Origin of the sequence: Streptomyces sp. NPDC057617 (assembly GCF_042800555.1) — a bacterium.
GTDB lineage: Bacteria > Actinomycetota > Actinomycetes > Streptomycetales > Streptomycetaceae > Streptomyces.
The window spans coordinates 42,929-61,147 of sequence record NZ_JBHVGV010000004.1; the positions used below are offsets into that span (position 1 = coordinate 42,929).

Annotated in this window: 18 protein-coding genes; 9 read left to right on the forward strand and 9 right to left on the reverse strand. The window is 70.3% G+C overall.

The window, feature by feature from the left end:
* Positions 1 to 61 precede the first annotated feature (61 nt).
* Positions 62 to 1,342 carry a threonine aldolase family protein gene (locus ACFU9P_RS11815; RefSeq protein ID WP_384079056.1) on the forward strand — a complete coding sequence of 427 codons (1,281 nt, stop codon included), beginning with the start codon at positions 62 to 64 and terminating at the stop codon, positions 1,340 to 1,342.
* Between the two features lie 59 nt (positions 1,343 to 1,401).
* Here the strand turns inward: ACFU9P_RS11815 and ACFU9P_RS11820 are convergent, their stop codons facing one another.
* Entirely contained in the window at positions 1,402 to 2,076 is a 675-nt protein-coding gene (locus tag ACFU9P_RS11820) for a response regulator (protein ID WP_384079059.1), read from the reverse strand.
* 52 nt (positions 2,077 to 2,128) lie between these two features.
* Entirely contained in the window at positions 2,129 to 3,328 is a 1,200-nt protein-coding gene (locus ACFU9P_RS11825; RefSeq protein WP_376384145.1) for a sensor histidine kinase, read from the reverse strand.
* A gap of 96 nt (positions 3,329 to 3,424) precedes the next feature.
* On the opposite strand from ACFU9P_RS11825, the gene ACFU9P_RS11830 reads away from it, so the two are divergent.
* Positions 3,425 to 4,543 (forward strand): SAM-dependent methyltransferase, encoded by a 1,119-nt coding sequence (locus ACFU9P_RS11830; protein WP_384079063.1) that lies wholly within the window; start codon positions 3,425 to 3,427, stop codon positions 4,541 to 4,543.
* Positions 4,540 to 5,691 (forward strand): NADH-quinone oxidoreductase subunit D, encoded by a 1,152-nt coding sequence (locus ACFU9P_RS11835; protein WP_376384139.1) that lies wholly within the window; start codon positions 4,540 to 4,542, stop codon positions 5,689 to 5,691. Before ACFU9P_RS11830 ends, ACFU9P_RS11835 begins: the two co-directional genes overlap by 4 nt.
* Before the next feature lie 54 nt (positions 5,692 to 5,745).
* Here ACFU9P_RS11835 and ACFU9P_RS11840 read toward each other — a convergent pair whose 3' ends face one another.
* From ACFU9P_RS11840 to ACFU9P_RS11855, 4 genes are all read right to left on the reverse strand, one after another.
* Positions 5,746 to 6,855, reverse strand: coding sequence for a hypothetical protein (locus ACFU9P_RS11840; protein WP_376384135.1), 1,110 nt, complete (start codon positions 6,853 to 6,855; stop codon positions 5,746 to 5,748).
* A 165-nt stretch (positions 6,856 to 7,020) separates the two neighbouring features.
* Positions 7,021 to 8,004 carry an ABC transporter substrate-binding protein gene (locus ACFU9P_RS11845; RefSeq protein WP_376384132.1) on the reverse strand — a complete coding sequence of 328 codons (984 nt, stop codon included), beginning with the start codon at positions 8,002 to 8,004 and terminating at the stop codon, positions 7,021 to 7,023.
* Between the two features lie 37 nt (positions 8,005 to 8,041).
* Entirely contained in the window at positions 8,042 to 8,752 is a 711-nt protein-coding gene (locus tag ACFU9P_RS11850; protein ID WP_046497656.1) for an ABC transporter permease, read from the reverse strand.
* A 2-nt stretch (positions 8,753 to 8,754) separates the two neighbouring features.
* Positions 8,755 to 9,516 carry an ABC transporter permease gene (locus tag ACFU9P_RS11855; RefSeq protein ID WP_376384128.1) on the reverse strand — a complete coding sequence of 254 codons (762 nt, stop codon included), beginning with the start codon at positions 9,514 to 9,516 and terminating at the stop codon, positions 8,755 to 8,757.
* 154 nt (positions 9,517 to 9,670) lie between these two features.
* Here ACFU9P_RS11855 and ACFU9P_RS11860 point away from each other — a divergent pair, with 154 nt between their 5' ends.
* The gene (locus ACFU9P_RS11860; RefSeq protein ID WP_376384125.1) at positions 9,671 to 10,840 is read left to right on the forward strand and encodes an ABC transporter ATP-binding protein; all 1,170 of its coding nucleotides are present in this window, start codon (positions 9,671 to 9,673) and stop codon (positions 10,838 to 10,840) included.
* Between the two features lie 38 nt (positions 10,841 to 10,878).
* Here ACFU9P_RS11860 and ACFU9P_RS11865 read toward each other — a convergent pair whose 3' ends face one another.
* Positions 10,879 to 11,991 carry an alpha/beta hydrolase gene (locus ACFU9P_RS11865; RefSeq protein ID WP_376384122.1) on the reverse strand — a complete coding sequence of 371 codons (1,113 nt, stop codon included), beginning with the start codon at positions 11,989 to 11,991 and terminating at the stop codon, positions 10,879 to 10,881.
* 223 nt (positions 11,992 to 12,214) lie between these two features.
* On the opposite strand from ACFU9P_RS11865, the gene folP reads away from it, so the two are divergent.
* The 5 genes from folP (at position 12,215) to ACFU9P_RS11890 (ending at position 15,413) form a co-directional block, all read left to right on the forward strand.
* Positions 12,215 to 13,078, forward strand: a complete 864-nt coding sequence (gene folP / locus ACFU9P_RS11870) for a dihydropteroate synthase (protein ID WP_384079070.1) — start codon at positions 12,215 to 12,217, stop codon at positions 13,076 to 13,078.
* Positions 13,075 to 13,533: a nuclear transport factor 2 family protein gene (locus ACFU9P_RS11875; RefSeq protein WP_384079073.1), complete on the forward strand. Its 459-nt coding sequence runs from the start codon at positions 13,075 to 13,077 to the stop codon at positions 13,531 to 13,533. The genes folP and ACFU9P_RS11875 overlap by 4 nt, the downstream gene beginning before the upstream one ends.
* Positions 13,534 to 13,724: 191 nt before the next feature.
* Positions 13,725 to 14,084: a dihydroneopterin aldolase gene (gene folB, locus ACFU9P_RS11880; protein ID WP_384079076.1), complete on the forward strand. Its 360-nt coding sequence runs from the start codon at positions 13,725 to 13,727 to the stop codon at positions 14,082 to 14,084.
* Positions 14,081 to 14,695 carry a 2-amino-4-hydroxy-6-hydroxymethyldihydropteridine diphosphokinase gene (gene folK, locus ACFU9P_RS11885; RefSeq protein ID WP_384079079.1) on the forward strand — a complete coding sequence of 205 codons (615 nt, stop codon included), beginning with the start codon at positions 14,081 to 14,083 and terminating at the stop codon, positions 14,693 to 14,695. Before folB ends, folK begins: the two co-directional genes overlap by 4 nt.
* A 214-nt stretch (positions 14,696 to 14,909) precedes the next feature.
* Positions 14,910 to 15,413, forward strand: coding sequence for a DUF3180 domain-containing protein (locus ACFU9P_RS11890; RefSeq protein ID WP_217307250.1), 504 nt, complete (start codon positions 14,910 to 14,912; stop codon positions 15,411 to 15,413).
* A 49-nt stretch (positions 15,414 to 15,462) separates the two neighbouring features.
* Here ACFU9P_RS11890 and folE read toward each other — a convergent pair whose 3' ends face one another.
* Both folE and ftsH read right to left on the reverse strand, forming a co-directional pair.
* Positions 15,463 to 16,068: a GTP cyclohydrolase I FolE gene (folE, locus tag ACFU9P_RS11895; protein WP_376384107.1), complete on the reverse strand. Its 606-nt coding sequence runs from the start codon at positions 16,066 to 16,068 to the stop codon at positions 15,463 to 15,465.
* 112 nt (positions 16,069 to 16,180) lie between these two features.
* Complete coding sequence (gene ftsH, locus ACFU9P_RS11900) at positions 16,181 to 18,208, reverse strand: ATP-dependent zinc metalloprotease FtsH (RefSeq protein ID WP_217307252.1); 2,028 nt, start codon at positions 18,206 to 18,208, stop codon at positions 16,181 to 16,183.
* Positions 18,209 to 18,219: the final 11 nt, after the last annotated feature.

The following is an 18,219-nucleotide window of genomic DNA, read 5'->3' on the forward strand; positions in this document are numbered from 1 at the left end:
CTCGGCACTTGGTTGTCCACAGGCTGTGGGCGGCGAGCGCCGGGTGGGACATGATCGGGCCATGGGAAAGACGAACGAAGACGACGAGCGGGCCGGGCGGGCCGACGCGGCCCGCGAGGACAGCGGCGGGACGTCCGGGAGCGCGGACGGCGGGGCGGGCGGGAAGACCGAGGACGCCGCCCGGCGGCGCAGGCTGATCGCGTGGGCCGCGGCCGGGCGCATACTGACGCGGCCCGGGATCAACCAGCGGCTGGGCGAGCGGCTGGCGGCGCTCGCGGCGGACGCGGGGTCCGTGTACGACCTGGACGAATGGTCCGATCTGTACGGGAACGGGGTGGTCGCCGAGCTGGAGCGGCGGGTGGCCTCGCTGCTCGGCTTCCCGGCGGCGGCCTTCTTCCCGACGGGCACGATGGCTCAGCAGGTGGCGCTCCGGTGCTGGGCGGGGCGTACGGGCAACGCGACGGTGGCGCTGCATCCCCTCGCGCATCCCGAGGTCCACGAGGGCGGCGCGCTGTCGGCCGTCGGCGGGCTGCGTACGGTCCATCCGACCACCGAGCCGCGGCTGCCGACCGCCGAAGAGGTCCGGGACCTGGCCGACCCCTTCGGCACGCTGATGCTGGAACTGCCCCTGCGGGACGCGGGTTTCGTCCTGCCGTCCTGGGACGAGCTGGTCGCGGTGGTGGCCGCGGCGCGCGAGCGGGACGCGGTGGTGCACTTCGACGGCGCGCGCCTGTGGGAGTGCGAGCCGCACTTCGGGCGCACGCGGGCGGAGATCGCCGGGCTCGCGGACAGCGTGTACGTGTCCTTCTACAAGTCGCTGGACGGGCTGTCCGGCGCGGCGCTGGCGGGGCCCGAGGAACTGGTGGAGGAGGCGCGCGCCTGGCGCCACCGTTACGGCGGCCTGCTCTTCCAGCAGTTCCCGGCGGCGCTGTCGGCGCTGCTGGGTCTTGAGCGCGAGCTGCCACGGCTGCCGTCGTACGTCGCGCACGCGCGCGTCGTCGCGGCGGCGCTGGCGCAGGGGTTCGCGGAGTCGGCGGCGCCCTGGTCCCGCGTACACCCGCAGCCCCCGCACACCCACCAGTTCCAGGTCTGGCTCCCGTACCCCCCGGAGATCCTGAACGAGGCGTCGGTCCGCCAGGCGGAGGAAACGAAGACCTCGCTCTTCCGCGTCTGGTCGACACCCCGCTCCGGCCCACCCGGCGTCTCCTTCACGGAAATCACGGTGACGGAACCGGGTCTGGAGTGGACGGCGGAGGACGTACGAAGGGCAGCGGCGGATTTCATGACAAGGGTGCACGAGGAGGCGGCACGCCCGGCACAAACAAGCCCGTCCGGCGATTGAGGACGAACCGGCGCCCCGGGCGGGGCCGGCGGGAACAGCGCGTCCCGCACCACGGCCCCCTAGCCGGGAGGCGTACCGCCCGCTCGGACCAGGCCCGACTCGTATGCCAGTACCACCACCTGCACCCGGTCCCGCAGTCCCAGCTTCGTCAGGATCCGGCCCACATGCGTCTTCACCGTCGCCTCCGACAGCACCAGCCGCCCCGCGATCTCCCCGTTCGACAGCCCCTGCGCCACCAGCAGCATCACCTCGCGCTCGCGGTCGGTGAGCCGGTCCAGCTCCTTGTTGCGCGGCTTCGTGCTCGTCGGGAGCATCGGCGAGAAGCGGTCGAGCAGCCGCCGGGTCGTGGAGGGGGCGACCACCGCGTCCCCGCTGTGCACCGAGCGGATCGCGCTGAGCAGTTCGCCGGGCGGCACATCCTTCAGCATGAAGCCGCTCGCCCCCGCCTTGAGCCCGGAGAAGGCGTACTCGTCGAGGTCGAAGGTGGTCAGGATGAGCACCTTCGGAGCGCCCGGTTCCGCGCAGATCCGGCGCGTCGCCTCCACGCCGTCGAGCCGCGGCATCCGGACGTCCATCAGGACCACGTCCACGGCCACGGACCGGAGGTTCTCGATCGCCTCCGCACCGTCCCCGGCCTCCGCGACCACCTCCATGTCCGGCTGCGCGGCCAGCACCATACGGAAACCGGTACGCAGCAGGACCTGGTCGTCGACGAGCATCACACGGATCGTCATCTGCGGATTCCTTATCGCTGAGGGCACACGGGATCGGTGAGGGCAGAGCCGGCTAATGCGCGGGTTTCAGCGGGAGCAGCGCGCTGATCCGGAAGCCGCCGCCCGGCCGCGGACCGGCGTCCAGCGTGCCGCCCACCATCCCGACCCGCTCGCGCATACCGATCAGACCGTGACCGCGCCCGTCGGCCCCGCCGTCCTCGTACAGTTCGTGCGCCGCGCCCCGGCCGTCGTCCTCGACGAGCAGCCCGAGCCCGTCGTCGAAGTAGACCAGACGCACACTGGCGCCGACATCCGGGCCGCCGTGCTTGCGGCTGTTGGTGAGGGCCTCCTGCACGATGCGGTACGCGGTCAGCTCCACCCCGCTGGGCAGCGGCCGCGGAGTGCCCTCGATCTTGAAGTCCACACGGAGGCCGGCGCCCCGTACCTTCTCGACCAGTTCCTCGATCTGCCCGACATCGGGCTGCGGTACGTACTCGCCGCTCTCCTTGGCGTCGCCGGTCCGCAGCACACCGAGCAGCCTGCGCATCTCCGCCAGCGCCTGCCTGCCGGTGCTCGAAATGGTCTCCAGGGCCTCTTTCGCCTGGTCGGGCGCCGCGTCCAGCACATAGGCCGCGCCGTCCGCCTGGACCACCATCACCGAGACATTGTGCGCGACGACATCGTGCAGCTCACGCGCGATACGGGCGCGCTCCGCGGCCACCGCCACCTTGGCCTGCGCCTCGCGCTCCTTCTCCAGCCGGGTGGCGCGCTCCTCAAGCTGGTCGAAGTAGGCGCGGCGGGTACGGAACGAGTCGCCCAGCACCCAGGCGAGCGCGAACGGCACGCTCATGATGACGGACACGATGACGTGCCCGGCGATGCTCGACTCCTCCGCGGGCCAGCGCACCTGGGAGATCGGAGCGGCCAGCAGCCCGCCCAAAAGCCCGAGTTGGGAGGCCCACCGCGGTCCGCCCTGCGCCGCGACCGTGTAGATGGCCACCAGCATCGCGAAGTCCGCGGGGTTGACCGGCACATCGAGCACGACCTGTACGACCCCCAGGGCCAGCACCAGGACCAGTGTCTTCTCGGGTGCCCGCTGGCGCAGCGCCACGGCGAGGCAGAGCAGCGCGACCGTCGGGATCGCCACCAGGCGCGGCCCCACCCCCGCGGTCCGCTGGACCGCCCACAGCAGAGAGCACCCGAAGAGCAGGACAGCCCAGAAGCTGTCGACGCCCGTCGGGTGTCTGCGGAGAAAGTCGTAGAAGCGCTGCACGTAACCCAGCGTAGGTAAATGGAAACGACGGAAGGGTCAACCGGAGGGTCGATCCGGTCGGCGGCAGCGTACTCCCCAAGGTGGAGACTTGGCTCCGTGACGGATGAGACAGGTAGGCCGGGCGCGGTCCGGGGTATACGGAACGGCCCCCGGCCCGAGCGCTGGCGGACGGCGGCCGAGGCCGCGCTCTACGGTCCCGGGGGCTTCTACCTGCGGCCCGAGGGCCCCGCCGGGCATTTCCGTACCTCGGTGCACGCCTCCCCGCTGTTCGCCGCCGCCGTCGCCCGGCTGCTCGCCGCGACCGCCGGGCGGCTCGGTACGGACGAGGTGGCGCTGGTGGACATCGGCGCGGGCCGCGGCGAGCTGCTGACGGGAATCCTGGCCGCGCTCCCCGGCGTACTCACGGAGCGGCTCGCGGTCCGGCCGTACGCCGTCGAGCGTGCCCCGCGCCCCCCGGGCCTGGATCCGCGGATCGAGTGGCGCGCCGAGCCGCCGGCCGGAGTCAGCGGGCTGGTCTTCGCCAATGAGTGGCTGGACAACGTCCCCGTCGACATCGCGGAGACCGACGCGCACGGAACCGTACGGTATGTCCTGGTACGACCGGACGGTTCCGAGGAGCCGGGCGAACCGGTCGACGGGCCGGACGCGGAATGGCTCGCCCGCTGGTGGCCGCAGGCCGGGCCCGGCAGCCGGGCGGAGATCGGCCGGCCGCGCGACGAGGCATGGGCGGCGGCCGTCGCCACACTGGAGCGGGGGCTCGCGGTGGCCGTGGACTACGCGCATGTACGGGACGCCCGGCCGCCCTTCGGCACGCTGACCGGCTTCCGCGCGGGCCGCGAGGTGCCGCCCGTACCGGACGGGAGCTGCGACCTCACCGCCCATGTGGCACTGGACGCCTGCGCGCAGCCCGGTGCCGTACTGCTCAGCCAGCGCGAGGCGCTGCACAGCCTCGGCGTGAGCGGTTCGCGTCCGCCGCTGTCCCTGGCCACCGCCGACCCGGCGGCGTATGTACGGGCGCTCTCGGCGGCCGGCGAGGCGGCGGAGCTGACCGCGCGCGGCGGTCTCGGCGACTTCGGCTGGCTGATGCAGCCCGTCGGCATCGAACCACCGGACCTCGGCCCTCGGCCCTCGGAACCGGGCTCCAGGGCTCAGCCTCAAGGCGTCAGCACCGCTGGGGCAGTCACCAGCGGGCCTCTGAGAGACTGTCGCCCATGACGGAGACCACCCGGACGACGGTCGGCATCGGCGGCGCCGCGGAGAGCACCGACATGGTGCTCAACATCGGGCCGCAGCACCCCTCCACCCACGGTGTGCTCCGCCTCCGCCTTGTGCTGGACGGCGAGGTGATCCGCAGCGCGGAACCGGTCATCGGCTATATGCACCGGGGCGCGGAGAAACTCTTCGAGGCGCGCGACTACCGGCAGGTCGTGGTGCTCGCCAACCGCCACGACTGGCTCTCGGCGTTCTCCAACGAGCTGGGCGTGGTGATGGCCGTCGAGCGGATGCTCGGCATGGAGGTGCCCGAGCGCGCCGTCTGGACCAGGACCCTGCTGGCCGAGCTGAACCGCGTACTGAACCATCTGATGTTCATCGGCTCATACCCCCTCGAACTGGGCGGAATCACCCCGGTGTTCTACGCCTTCCGGGAGCGCGAGGAGCTTCAGGCGGTAATGGAGGAGGTCTCCGGCGGCCGGATGCACTACATGTTCAACCGGGTCGGCGGCCTCAAGGAGGACCTGCCCGCGGGCTGGCTGGGCCGGGCCAGGCACACGGTCGCGGAGGTCCGCTCGCGGATGGACGTGTACGACCGGCTGGTCCTCGGCAACGAGATCTTCCGGGGCCGCACCCGCGGGGTCGGGGTGCTGTCGCGGGAGGCGGTGCACGCGTACGGGGTGTCCGGGCCGATCGCCCGCGCCTCCGGGGTCGACTTCGATCTGCGCAGGGACGAGCCGTATCTCGCGTACGGCGAACTCCAGGACACGCTCAGGGTGATCACCCGCCAGGACGGCGACTGTCTGGCCCGCTTCGAATGTCTGCTGGACCAGACGCACAACGCGCTGGAGCTGGCGGACGCCTGTCTGGACCGGATCGCGGAGCTGCCGCCCGGGCCGATCAACCAGCGGCTGCCGAAGGTACTGAAGGCGCCCGAGGGACACACCTACGCCTGGACCGAGAACCCGCTCGGCATCAACGGCTACTACCTGGTGTCGAAGGGCGAGAAGACCCCGTACCGGCTGAAGCTCCGCTCGGCCTCGTTCAACAACATCCAGGCGCTGACCGAGCTGCTGCCCGGGACGCAGGTCGCGGACATGGTGGCGATCCTGGGCTCGCTCTTCTTCGTGGTCGGCGACATCGACAAGTAGTCCGATCGGTCCAAGTAATCATGGACAAGCAACCGGCTCAGGCGCCGACTGCTTTCACGTACTGACGGCGTCGCGCAGCGCTTCGGCGCCGACCGGCTCGGTCTCGTCGTGCTCCGTCAGATCGATGACCTGGCCCACGGCCCGCTCATCGGTCCTGCGGCGCTCGGCAAGGGCCTCCTCGCCCACCACATCGGCGAGGTCCTCGCTCGCCACCCGCGCCAACTCGGCGGCCGGGGCGGGCTCTTCCGGTTCGGCCGCGGACTCCGCGTCCGCCGCCGGCTTCTTGTGCTGGCCGCCGCCGCTCTGCGTCGGCACCTGTCCATGGCCGTGCCCGGTCTGCGTACCGAAGAAGTCGAAACCGCCCTCGGGCCGCCGCACCGGGTGGCGGGAGGCGTACGGAACGATCGCCGAGGCCCCCGGCACCCGCCTGGCGGGCAGGGCGGACGACGGGCGGCTGTGCTGGTCTCCCCCGCGCTGCTGGTCTCCGGCGGCGGCCCCGGCGCCGGCCGCGTGCTTCCCCTGCGGCTCCTCCGCCTCGGCGGCCGCCTCCGCGGCCCGCTCGGCGAGATCGCGCTCGCGGGCCGCCTCGACCATCTGCTTCGCCTGCTGGGCCGCGCCGTTGCGGGACAGCTCGTCCAGGGCGCGCGCGGCACTGAGATACGCCGCCGAGGTGGGCGAACCGCCCGCGGTCAGGGCCTTCGGTACCGCCGAGGCCTCGATGGCGAGCTGACGGCGCCCCTCCAGGGCGGTGGCCCGCTCGGTCTCCGCGGTGGCGTACCGGCGCAGCAGCGCCGCGTGCTCCCCGCGCAGCCCGGCCAGCTCGACCCGCTTGGCGCGGAGCTTGGCCTCCAGCTTGAGGCGCAGCTCGCGCGACTCCTCGACATCGGCCTCCAGCTCGGCCGTACGCTCCTCGGCCCGCCACTGGTCGCTCTCCCGGCCACGGGTCAGCTCGGCGACCTGACGGCCGGCGCCGCGGTCCCAGCTACGCATGAGGACCGCGCCGCTGACGGCGGCGACCGCCGTGGCCGCGACCAGACCGCGGAGCACCACGGGCTCCGTGAAGAACCAGGCGCCCGCGGCGCAGAGAACCGCGGCTCCGGCGACCGCCGAGGGCGGCAGAAGCTTGTGGAGGGGTGGGGAATGGCGGTGGCGTCCACGTGGCATGGCCTGAAATTTACCGTGTGCGGAGACCGATTGGGGGGCCGGTCGAACAATCAAACCATCCCCTCTTACCGATGACGCCGATCCCTTTCCCCTCTTTCCTCTACAGAACTCCGTTTTGCCTGCCGTCACTTACCTCCCGGCGGCCTCTCGGCCGCCGTTCCGCGACTACTTCTTGACCAGACCTTTGGACTCCAGATACTCCTTCGCCACATCCTCGGGCTTCGCGCGCTCGGCATCGACCTTGAGGTTCAACTGCGCGAGATCATCGGTTGTCAGCGCGGCCGTCAGCTTGCCGAGGACATCGGCTATCTCCTGCGACCCGGCGTCCTTGGCATTGACCACCGGCAGTACGTTGTCGGCGTTCTGGAGCTTCTTGTCGTCCTCCAGCACGACCAGTCCGAAGCTGTCGAGCGTGCCATCGGTGGTGGAGCTGAGAACCACCTGGTCCACCCCGTCCTTGACGGCCTGCTTGGACTGCGGAGTGCCGACGCCCTTGGGGTCGATACCGGCGACATCGATGCCGTACGTCTTCTTCAGGCCCGGCGCGCAGAACGGCCGCACCTCGCACTCGTCGCCCGCCGCGATCTTCACTTTGATCTTGGACTTTCCAAGATCGGAAAGGGTCTTGAGGCTGTTCTTCTCGGCGAATTCCTTGGTGACGGCGAAGGCATTCTGGTCGACGGCCTGGCCGACCGGCAGGACCTTCAGTCCGAGCGGCTCCGCGAGCTTCTTCAGCTCGGCGACGGTCGCGTCCGCGTCACTGCTCGCGAGGGGCTTCGCCAGGGCCGCGTCCGCCCCGTGCACCTTGGCGTTGAGGAATTCCGTGATCGTCGCCGCGTATTCCGGTACGACGTCGATCTCGCCCTTCTCCAGGGACGGTTCGTACAGCTCGCGGTTCTTCACCGTGGTCACGGAGGTCGAGTAGCCGGCGTCGCCCAGGATCTGGGCGTACAGCTCCGCCAGCACCTTGGACTCGGTGAAGGCCGCGGCGCCTATGACGAGCGAGCCCTTCTCTCCCGAGCCGGACCCGGAGGCGGCCGCGGAGCCGCCCTTGTCCTTCTCCAGGCTGTCGCCGCCGCATGCGGCGAGCGAGACGGTCAGCGCCGCCGCTCCCAGTACCGCACCCGCGATACGCGTGGTCTTGCTCATCAGGTCACCATCTCCAAGAAAGCCATGAGGTCGGTCGTCACGCGGTCGTGCGGGACGGGGTCCTGCCGCCGGAGGACCGGGAGGCGAGAGCCGGGGCCGGGTCGATCACCCGGTCCAGCGCCACCAGCACGCCTTCGACGAACAGCGCGAGCAGCGCGACGAGGAGTGCACCCGCGACCACCTGCGGAGTGTTGTACGTGTTGAATCCGGCCGTGATGATCCGGCCGAGCCCGCCCTGGCCGACCATCGCCGCGATGGTGGCGGTCGCCACCACCTGGACGGAGGCGGACCGCAGGCCGGTCATGATCAGCGGGTACGCGAGGGGCAGCTCCACCCGTACGAAGAGCTGGCGCCCGGACATGCCCATCCCCCGGGCGGCCTCGACGACCGCGCTGTCCACCTCCCGCATCCCGACATAGGCGTTGGTCAGCAGCGGCGGCACGGCGAAGAGCACCAGGGCGATGACCGTGGGCACCGACCCCGCGTTCCGCAGCGGCGAGACCATGAACAGGGCCAGCACCGCGAAGACGGGGATCGCCCGGCCCACATTGGAGATATTGACCGCCAGCGCGCCGCCCCTGCCGATGTGCCCCAGATACAGCGCCAGCGGCAGGGCTATCGCACAGGCCACCGCGAGCGAGACCCCGCTGACGAGCACATGCTCCCCCAGCCGGTGCCACACACCGCTGTCGCCCTTCCAGTTGGCACCGGTCGCCAGCCAGCTCCAGGCGTCTCCCAGAACCCCCATGGTCAGCCCCCCGCCTTCACCGGCTCGGGCGCGGTCGCTCCGCCGCCCTCAACAGGAGCGGCCGGGCCCGCGCCGGAGCCACGCGCCGGGCGCGCCGTACGTATCCGGGTCCAGGGCGTGAGCAGCCGCTGCACCCCGAGCAGCAGCAGGTCGGCCACGACCGCCAGCAGCACACAGAGCACCGAGGCCGTCAGCACCTGCGCCTTGAAGAAACTCGTCAGCGCGTCCTCGATCAGATTGCCCAGACCGCCCCGGCCGACGATCGAACCGACCGTGGTCAGCGCGATCGTCGACACCGTCGCTATTCGGAGACCGGCCATCAGCGCGGGCAGTGCCAGCGGAAGCTCGACCTCCCAGAGCATCCGCCCCGGTCCGTACCCCATCCCGCGGGCCGCCTCCCGCGCCTCTTCCGGCACCGAATCGAGTCCCGCCATGATGTTCCGCACAAGAATGGTCAGTGAATACAGCACCAGGCCCGTGATCACGAGTCCGGCGGAGAGTCCGAAGAGCGGAAGCAGCAGCGAGAACATCGCCAGCGACGGAATCGTGTAGAGCAGGGTCGTCAGCCCCAGCACCGGTCCGGCGAAAGAAGGCCTGCTCCGCGCCAGCAGTGCCAGCGGAAATGCCACCAGCAGTCCGATCACGACGGAGACCGCGGTGATCCACACATGCTGGACCGTGGCATCGATCAGCTCCTGGCTGCGGGAGCGGAGATATTCCCCGCAGATCCAGTCGTTCGCCGCCAGGCAGCTCTGTGCCGTCATGCGTTCCCACCTCCCCGTCTCCCCGAACGGACTCCCCGGACGTATGGCTGGTTCCTACTGTCTGGCGACCCTATCCCCGACCACTGACATTCGCGGAAGCCCGCCACATTCCAGCAACATGGCCTTCACACAACACGCCGCACAATGGGGAACCATGATCCGATTCGAGCACGTCACCAAGCGGTACGCGGACGGCACGACCGCCGTCGACGACCTCTCCTTCGAGGTCTCCCAGGGCGAACTGGTCACGCTCGTCGGACCCTCCGGCTGCGGCAAGACCACCACCATGAAAATGGTCAACCGCCTGATCGAGCCGACCGAGGGGCGGATATTCCTCGACGGCGACGACATTTCCGCCATCGACCCGGTCCAGCTCAGGCGCCGTATCGGCTATGTCATCCAGCAGGTCGGTCTCTTCCCGCACAAGACGGTCCTGGAGAACACCGCGACCGTTCCGCATCTCCTCGGCTGGCAGCGCGCCAAGGGCCGCGCCCGCGCCGCCGAACTCCTCGATCTCGTCGGCCTCGACCCGTCCGTCTACGGCGACCGCTACCCCGAGCAGCTCTCCGGCGGCCAGCGCCAGCGCGTAGGAGTGGCCCGCGCGCTGGCCGCCGACCCGCCCGTCCTGCTGATGGACGAGCCCTTCGGCGCGGTCGACCCGGTCGTACGCGACCACCTCCAGAGCGAGTTCCTCAAGCTCCAGGCGGCGGTCCGCAAGACTGTGCTGTTCGTCACGCACGACATCGAGGAAGCGGTGCGGCTCGGCGACCGTATCGCCGTCTACGGACAGGGCAGGATCGAGCAGTTCGACGCCCCCGCCGCCGTGCTCGGCGCGCCCGCCACCCCGTATGTCGCGGACTTCGTCGGCGCCGACCGCGGGCTCAAGCGGCTCTCCGTCACCCCCATCGAGGAGGGCGACCTGGAGCAGCCGCCCGTCGTGCATCTCGACGACCCGCTCGGGCGCGCGGCCGCGAAGCTCGCCGAGGAGGGCGCGCGCTGGGCCGTCGTCCTGGACTCCGAGGACAATCTGCACGGCTGGATCTCCACCGACAGCACCGGCGCCTCGGGGACGGTACGGGAACACGCCCGCCGGATGGAGGCCTGGCTGCCCGTCGGCGCCCCGCTCAAGCAGGCGTTCGCCACGATGCTCCAGCACGACGCGGGCTGGATCGCGGTCATCGACCAGGAGGAGACCGGCCGCTTCCTGGGGGTCCTCACCCCGGCCCGGCTGCACGAGGCGCTGCGCCGCTCCATCGACGCGGACGCGCAGGACATCCCCCGTACCGCCGTGGAACTGGAGACCGTCAGCCTCATCGCACACTGAGCCACTGGGCCACTGAGCCGGTCACCGCGCTGAGCCGGTCACTCCGCGCTGAGCCGGCCGCTCATCCACTCCAGCGCCGACGGGATCTCCCTGCGCCAGGTGTTGAAGTTGTGCGCGCCGCTGTCGAGGATGATCGACGCGACCTGCGCGGGCGGCCTGACCTTGCTGATGAACTCCTTAGTGGCACGCAGATTCCGCTCGCCCTTCCTGGAACTGGTGACAAGCAGGGACGAATTGCCCTGCGGCAGATGCTCCAGGCTCCACAACAGATTGGCCCGGTTCCGCAGCCGCTGGTCGCCGTGGAACAGATCACCGGTCGTCGGGTCCTCCGCCGCCTTGTAGTCCGCCGAGAGGCCCGCGCCCACCGAGTAGCGCTCCGGGTGGTGCAGGGCGATCTTCAGGGCGCAGTAGCCGCCGGTGGAGTTGCCGATGATGCCCCAGTTCCGCGGCGCGCTCTTGACGCGGTACGCCCGCGACACGGCCAGCGGCAGATCCCTGGCGAAGAAGGTCTCGGTCTGCGGACCCCGGGGGACGTCCACGCACTCGGTGTCCCTGGGCGGCGCCACGGTGGGCCGCAGCATCACCAGGATCATCGGCTGCATCTTGCCCTTCTTCGCCAGCTCCCAGGCGGTCCTCGGGTAGTTCAGGCCCTTGATCAGGTTCTCCGCCACCCCGGGATAGCCGGTGAGGACGACGGCCGCGGGGAACGACAGGGTCCGGAAGTGCCGCTGGAAGTACTCCGGCGGCAGATAGACGTACGCCGTGCTGTCGATCCCGGACCTCGGACCGCCGATGGCGATCTTCTGGATCTGGCCGGCCACGGTGGGCTGTTTGCTGCCCGGTACGGGTGAGCGCTCCGTGTCCATGATGGTGATGTTCTTGCCGTTGGCCGCCGGGCCGACCACCGCCCCCAGCTCCTGCTCCTGGCCGAAGAGGTCCCGCCAGGAGCCGTAGAAGAGGAAGTACTGGTTCGCGACCAGGCCGATGGCCATGAAGAGGCTCACCTGGGTGGCGAACAGCAGCCCCACCCGGCCGAGCACGGCACGTGGCGTACGGGCGGACAGCCGGGGCCACAGCCAGATCGTGGCGACGAACAGCAGGACGGCCAGCAGGACGGCCAGGGCGAGGACTTTACGGCTGGTAAGACCCATATCTACCGAGCTTTCTCCCGTGCTTTCTCCCGTGAGATTTTCCGGAACGCTGAGGAACCCTCCCCGAATCGGCCGCGGCACACCCCGGGGATGCCCCCGTTCGGCGGACGCGCCGTCCGTGCCGTACCGGGAGGAGGCAGTCCGTACCCCAGCGGTCCCCCCGAGGGGACCTTCCGGGACCGGGGCCCGGGAAGATCCACCGGGCACCCCCTACTGTGGGCATATGAGTACGTTGCGTGGACGGGGCACCGTCGAGGGCCTGCCGGAGTGGGACCGCTGCGCGGTCATGGGGGTCGTCAATGTGACGCCCGACTCCTTCTCCGACGGCGGCCGCTGGTTCGACACCACCACCGCCGTCAAGCACGGCCTCGATCTCGTCGCCGAGGGCGCCGATCTGGTCGACGTCGGCGGCGAGTCCACCCGCCCCGGCGCCACCCGGGTCGACGAGGACGAGGAGCTGAGACGCGTCGTACCGGTCGTACGGGGCCTGGCCGCCGAGGGAGTCACCGTCTCCGTCGACACCATGCGCGCCTCCGTCGCCGAGCAGGCGGTCGCGGCCGGAGCCGTCCTGGTCAACGATGTCAGCGGCGGGCTCGCCGACCCGGCCATGGTGCCCGCGGTCGCCGCCGCCCGGGTGCCCTTCGTGGTGATGCACTGGCGCGGCTTCAGCCAGGACATGAACAGCCGCGCCGTCTACACGGACGTGGTGGCGGAGGTCGTCGCCGAACTGCGCGCCCGTATGGACGCGGTGATCGCCGGCGGTATCGACCCCGAATACCTCGTCGTCGATCCCGGCCTCGGCTTCGCCAAACAGGCCGGCCACGACCTCGCGCTCCTCGCCCATCTGCCGGAACTACGCTCCCTGGGCCGCCCGCTGCTGGTCGCCGCCTCCCGCAAGCGGTTCCTCGGCCATGTTCTCGCGGGCGGCGAGGGCTCCCCGCCGCCCGCCCGCGAGCGCGACGCGGCCACCGCCGCGGTCTCCGCCATAGCGGCCCACCAGGGCGCCTGGGCCGTACGGGTCCATGAGGTACGGGCGACCGCCGACGCCGTACGGGTCGCGCGCGCGGTCGAGGGCGCCGCCCGGTGACCGCCCTCACGGACCAGGAACAGGTCGAGCAGGCCAACACGACCTTCTACGAGGCCATGGAGCGCGGTGACCTCGACGCGCTGTCCGGGCTCTGGCTGGAGGGCGAGGACGACGAGATCTCCTGCGTCCACCCCGGCTGGCCCGTGCTCACCGGCCGCGGCGATGTGCTCCGCTCGTACGCCCTGATCATGGCGAACACCGAGTACATCCAGTTCTTCCTGACCGATGTCACGGTCTCCGTCGCCGAGGACACCGCCCTGGTGACCTGCACCGAGAACATCCTGAGCGGCGGCCCCGCCGAGGAGAGCGGCGAGCTGGGACCGCTCGTCGGCCAGCTCGTCGTCGCCACCAATGTGTTCCGGCGTACCCCCGAGGGCTGGAAGCTCTGGTCCCACCACGGTTCACCCGTTCTGACCGAAACCGATGAGGAACCGGACGACGAGACACCGGCCTGAGTGGGTAGGCGCTCCCTTGTGAACCGGTTGCCGGAGGCCGTGCGCGGGGACGGGCTCCGACGGCGCGGCGCCGCGCCCGTCACCCCCTCGGGGGAGAGCTGTCGGTGCCCGCGAGTAGATTCAAACGAGGGCACGCGGCCGCCCGTACGCGGTCGGGTGCCCCCGGACCAACGACAGCAGGAGTGATTCGCGTGGATCGTGTCGCGCTGCGCGGCCTCAAGGCCCGTGGGCACCATGGCGTCTTCCCCCGGGAGCGGGAGGAGGGCCAGACCTTCATCGTGGATCTGGTGCTCGGCCTGGACACCCGTCCCGCGGCGGCAGACGACGACCTGGCGAAGACCGTGCACTACGGGATCGTGGCCGAGGAGGTCGTGGAGGTCGTCCAGGGCGAGCCCGTCGACCTGATCGAGACCCTGGCCGAGCGCATCGCCCAGCGGTGCCTGAAGCACGACGGCGTCCAGGAGGTCGAGGTGGTCGTCCACAAGCCCGACGCGCCGATCACCGTGCCGTTCGACGATGTCACCGTCACCATCACCCGGAGCCGAGTATGACCGTGTTCTCTACCAATGGGCCGCAGAGCGACCCCACCGTGCAGCCGGTACCCGCCTCCGTGGTCGCGCAGGTGGACGCGGCGGACACCACGCTCTCCAATCCGAAACGCGCCGTGGTCTCCCTCGGCTCCAATCTCGGCAACAGACTGGAGACCCTCCAGGGCGCCATCGACGCGCTGGAGGACACGCCCGGCCTGCGGGTCAAGGCGGTCTCCCCGGTGTACGAGACGGAGCCGTGGGGTGTCGAACCGGGCACCCAGCCGTCGTACTTCAACGCGGTCGTCGTGATCAGGACGACCCTGCCGCCGTCGTCCCTGCTGGAGCGCGGCCAGGCCATCGAGGAGGCCTTCGACCGGGTCCGCGACGAGCGCTGGGGACCGCGCACCATAGACGTGGACATCCTGGCGTACGCGGACGTCGTCTCGGACGACCCGCAGCTCACCCTCCCTCACCCCCGCGCCCACGAGCGCGCCTTCGTGCTCGCTCCGTGGTACGACGTGGAGCCGGAGGCGCAGGTGGTCGGCCATGGCGCGGTCGCCGAGCTGCTCGCGCGGATCGGCCGGAGCGGTGTGCGGCCCCGGGCCGATCTGGAACTCCGCCTGCCCGAGTAGGCCCTGTCCGGCCGATCTTCGCGGGCCCGGAACGCCTGGCACGGCACCTCGCCGCGTTGTCGGAGTCGTCCAAGTACGTCCAGTACGAGGACGATCCTCCGCCTTGCGATGCACCGCACCAGACGCCCCGGGCTGATCCACGAAGATCGACCGGACAGGACCTAGTCGTTAGGCTCAGCGGGTCGGTACGGCAAGGCGAAGGGCGGCTCTCTCGGTGAAGCAGTTGCGGATCGGCGTCCTGGCCGGCCTGTTCGTGGTGGCCGGTGTGCTCGCCTGGGCCGGTGCCCGGCTCTGGGACTCGTTCGGCACGCTGCCGAGCGTCCCGCTCGCGGCGCCCATCGTGCTGGCCGTGATCGCCGCCGTGCTCACCGCCACCGCGCTCTCCCTGCGCGCCCGGCTCAAGGCGCAGCGCGAGCGCCGGCCCGACGCCAAGGGGGTCGATCCCCTGATGGCGGCCCGCGCGGTCGTCTTCGGCCAGGCCAGCGCCCTGGTCGCGGCCCTGGTCTCCGGCATCTACGGCGGTACGGGCGTCTACCTCCTGGGCCATCTCGACATCCCCTCCCGCCGCGACCAGGCCATCTATGCGGGCTTCTCGGTCCTGGCGGGCATCGCGGTGATCGTCGCGGCCTTCTTCCTGGAGCGCGTCTGCAAGCTCCCCGAGGACCCGGAGGACAAGAACCACAACAACCACGGCGCGGCCCCTGCCGGCCCGGTCTGAGTCTCCACGGCCTCTGAGCGCTACGGGCCGGCCGGCTGCGGCCGACCGGTCAGCGGGCCATGATCAGGCTCATGGCCTCCGCCCGGGTCGCCGGCACACGCAACTGCCCGCGGACCGCCGACGTGATCGTCTTGGCACCCGGCTTGCGCACCCCGCGCATGGTCATGCACATGTGCTCGCACTCGATGACCACGATCACCCCGCGCGGATCCAGGATCTCCATCAGGGAGTCGGCGATCTGTGTGGTCAGCCGCTCCTGGACCTGTGGCCGACGGGCATAGACATCCACCAGCCGGGCCAGCTTCGACAGACCCGTGATCTTCCCGTCCGCCGACGGGATGTAGCCGACATGGGCGACCCCCACAAAGGGGACCAGGTGATGTTCACAGGAGGACATCACTTCGATGTCCTTCACCAGCACCATTTCGTCATGGCCCAGATCGAACGTCGTCGTCAGGACGTCCTCGGGCGTCTGCCACAGGCCTGCGAATATCTCCTTGTACGCGCGGGCCACCCGGCCGGGGGTCGCTCGCAGACCCTCACGGTCCGGGTCCTCCCCGACCGCGATGAGAAGTTCGCGCACCGCATTCTCCGCCCGCTTCTCGTCGAATTCGCGGATGGGGGTCTCACCCTCCAGCGTCACCGGGTCGGTCATGTGTGCCTCGTTCCTGTGCCGTCCTCATGGGCGGGCAGACGAATGCCGCGCTCCCACAGGCTAAAACCTGGGGGGCGCGGCATCCATTCCGGGCCAGGTGAGGGGCCGGGCCTCAGCTCTCCGGGCGGTCCTCCGGGAGCGCCTCGGCGGAGGTGTCGCCGTTGGTCACCGCGGGCATTCCGCCGTTCGACCCTGCCGCGCCATTGGTCAGTGCCAGCTCCTTGGGCGAGAGAACCGGCGGGCGTGTCGAGGGCGTACGACGCGAGGAGCCGGTCCACGCCGGACGGGCCGGACGCTTGACGACGGTCGCGAAGACCTCGGCGATCTGGTCCTTGTTGAGCGTCTCCTTCTCCAGGAGCGCGAGCACCAGATTGTCGAGAACGTCACGGTTCTCGACGAGGATCTCCCAGGCCTCGTTGTGCGCGGTCTCGATGAGCTTCTTGACCTCTTCGTCGACCAGCGCCGCGACCTCTTCCGAGTAGTCGCGCTGGTGCGCCATCTCCCGGCCGAGGAACGGCTCCGTGTTGTCGCCGCCGAACTTGATCGCGCCGAGCCGCTCGGTCATGCCGTACTGCGTGACCATCGCCCGGGCCGTGGCCGTGGCCTTCTCGATGTCATTGGCCGCGCCCGTGGTCGGGTCGTGGAAGACCAGTTCCTCGGCCGCGCGCCCGCCCAGCATGTACGCGAGCTGGTCGAGCATCTCGTTGCGGGTGGTCGAGTACTTGTCCTCGTCGGGCAGGACCATGGTGTAGCCCAGCGCCCGGCCGCGGGAGAGGATCGTGATCTTGTGGACCGGGTCGGAGTTCGGAGACGCCGCGGCGACCAGGGCGTGTCCGCCCTCGTGGTACGCGGTGATCTTCTTCTCCTTCTCGGACATGATCCGGGTCCGCTTCTGCGGGCCCGCCACGACGCGGTCGATCGCCTCGTCCAGGGAGTGATTGTCGATCAGCTTCTTGTCGCTGCGCGCCGTCAGGAGCGCCGCTTCATTCAGCACGTTCGCCAGATCCGCGCCGGTGAATCCGGGCGTACGACGGGCGACCGCGCCCAGATCGACGTCCGGGGCGACCGGCTTGCCCTTCTGGTGGACCTTGAGGATCTCCAGCCGGCCCTGCATGTCCGGGCGGTCGACGGCGATCTGCCGGTCGAAGCGGCCGGGGCGCAGCAGCGCCGGGTCGAGGATGTCGGGCCGGTTCGTGGCGGCGATCAGGATGACGCCGCCCTTCACATCGAAGCCGTCCATCTCGACCAGGAGCTGGTTCAGGGTCTGCTCGCGCTCGTCGTGGCCGCCGCCGAGGCCCGCGCCGCGGTGCCGGCCGACGGCGTCGATCTCGTCGACGAAGACGATCGCCGGGGCGTTCGCCTTGGCCTGCTCGAAGAGGTCGCGGACACGGGAGGCGCCGACACCGACGAACATCTCGACGAAGTCGGAGCCGGAGATCGAGTAGAACGGCACCCCGGCCTCACCCGCGACAGCGCGGGCGAGCAGCGTCTTGCCCGTACCGGGCGGGCCGTACAGCAGCACACCCTTCGGGATCTTGGCGCCGACCGCCTGGAATTTCGCCGGCTCCTGGAGGAACTCCTTGATCTCGTGGAGTTCCTCGACCGCCTCGTCGGATCCCGCCACGTCGGCGAAGGTCGTCTTCGGGGTGTCCTTGGTGATGAGCTTGGCCTTGGACTTCCCGAACTGCATGACCCGGGAGCCGCCGCCCTGCATCTGATTCATCAGGAACAGGAAGACCACGACGATCAGGACGAAGGGCAGCAAAGACAGCAGTACCGAGACGAACGGACTCTGCTTGGACGGCGAGACCGTGTAGCCCTTGCTGATGTCGCCGTTCTGGAACTTGACCTGAAGTGTCTTGGCCAGCGTCGATCCCTGGCTGCCGATATAGCTCGCCTGGATCTTGTCGCTGCCCTTGACCTTCAGGCCGTCCTTGAGGTCGACCTTGATGATCTGTTCGTCGCCGGTGGTCAGTCTGACCTGCTCGGCCTGGTTCTTGTCGATCGCCTGGACGACCTCACCGGTGTCCACCGTCTTGTAGCCGCCCGACGAGCCGACGACCTGCATCAACACGACCACGGCGAGGACGGCCAGCACGATCCACATGACCGGCCCACGGAAGTATCGCTTCACGTCCATCCATACGGAGC

Excerpts from the sequence above, each read along its gene's own strand:
- ACFU9P_RS11820 (WP_384079059.1), bottom strand. The coding sequence starts at position 2,076 with ATGACGATCCGTGTGATGCTCGTCGACGACCAGGTCCTGCTGCGTACC.
- ACFU9P_RS11865 (WP_376384122.1), bottom strand. The coding sequence starts at position 11,991 with ATGGGTCTTACCAGCCGTAAAGTCCTCGCCCTGGCCGTCCTGCTGGCC.
- ACFU9P_RS11855 (WP_376384128.1), bottom strand. The coding sequence starts at position 9,516 with ATGACGGCACAGAGCTGCCTGGCGGCGAACGACTGGATCTGCGGGGAA.
- ACFU9P_RS11835 (WP_376384139.1), top strand. The coding sequence starts at position 4,540 with ATGACGGAGACCACCCGGACGACGGTCGGCATCGGCGGCGCCGCGGAG.
- folP (WP_384079070.1), top strand. The coding sequence starts at position 12,215 with ATGAGTACGTTGCGTGGACGGGGCACCGTCGAGGGCCTGCCGGAGTGG.
- ACFU9P_RS11845 (WP_376384132.1), bottom strand. The coding sequence starts at position 8,004 with ATGAGCAAGACCACGCGTATCGCGGGTGCGGTACTGGGAGCGGCGGCG.
- folE (WP_376384107.1), bottom strand. The coding sequence starts at position 16,068 with ATGACCGACCCGGTGACGCTGGAGGGTGAGACCCCCATCCGCGAATTC.
- ACFU9P_RS11850 (WP_046497656.1), bottom strand. The coding sequence starts at position 8,752 with ATGGGGGTTCTGGGAGACGCCTGGAGCTGGCTGGCGACCGGTGCCAAC.
- ACFU9P_RS11860 (WP_376384125.1), top strand. The coding sequence starts at position 9,671 with ATGATCCGATTCGAGCACGTCACCAAGCGGTACGCGGACGGCACGACC.
- ACFU9P_RS11815 (WP_384079056.1), top strand. The coding sequence starts at position 62 with ATGGGAAAGACGAACGAAGACGACGAGCGGGCCGGGCGGGCCGACGCG.
- ftsH (WP_217307252.1), bottom strand. The coding sequence starts at position 18,208 with ATGGACGTGAAGCGATACTTCCGTGGGCCGGTCATGTGGATCGTGCTG.
- folK (WP_384079079.1), top strand. The coding sequence starts at position 14,081 with ATGACCGTGTTCTCTACCAATGGGCCGCAGAGCGACCCCACCGTGCAG.
- ACFU9P_RS11840 (WP_376384135.1), bottom strand. The coding sequence starts at position 6,855 with ATGCCACGTGGACGCCACCGCCATTCCCCACCCCTCCACAAGCTTCTG.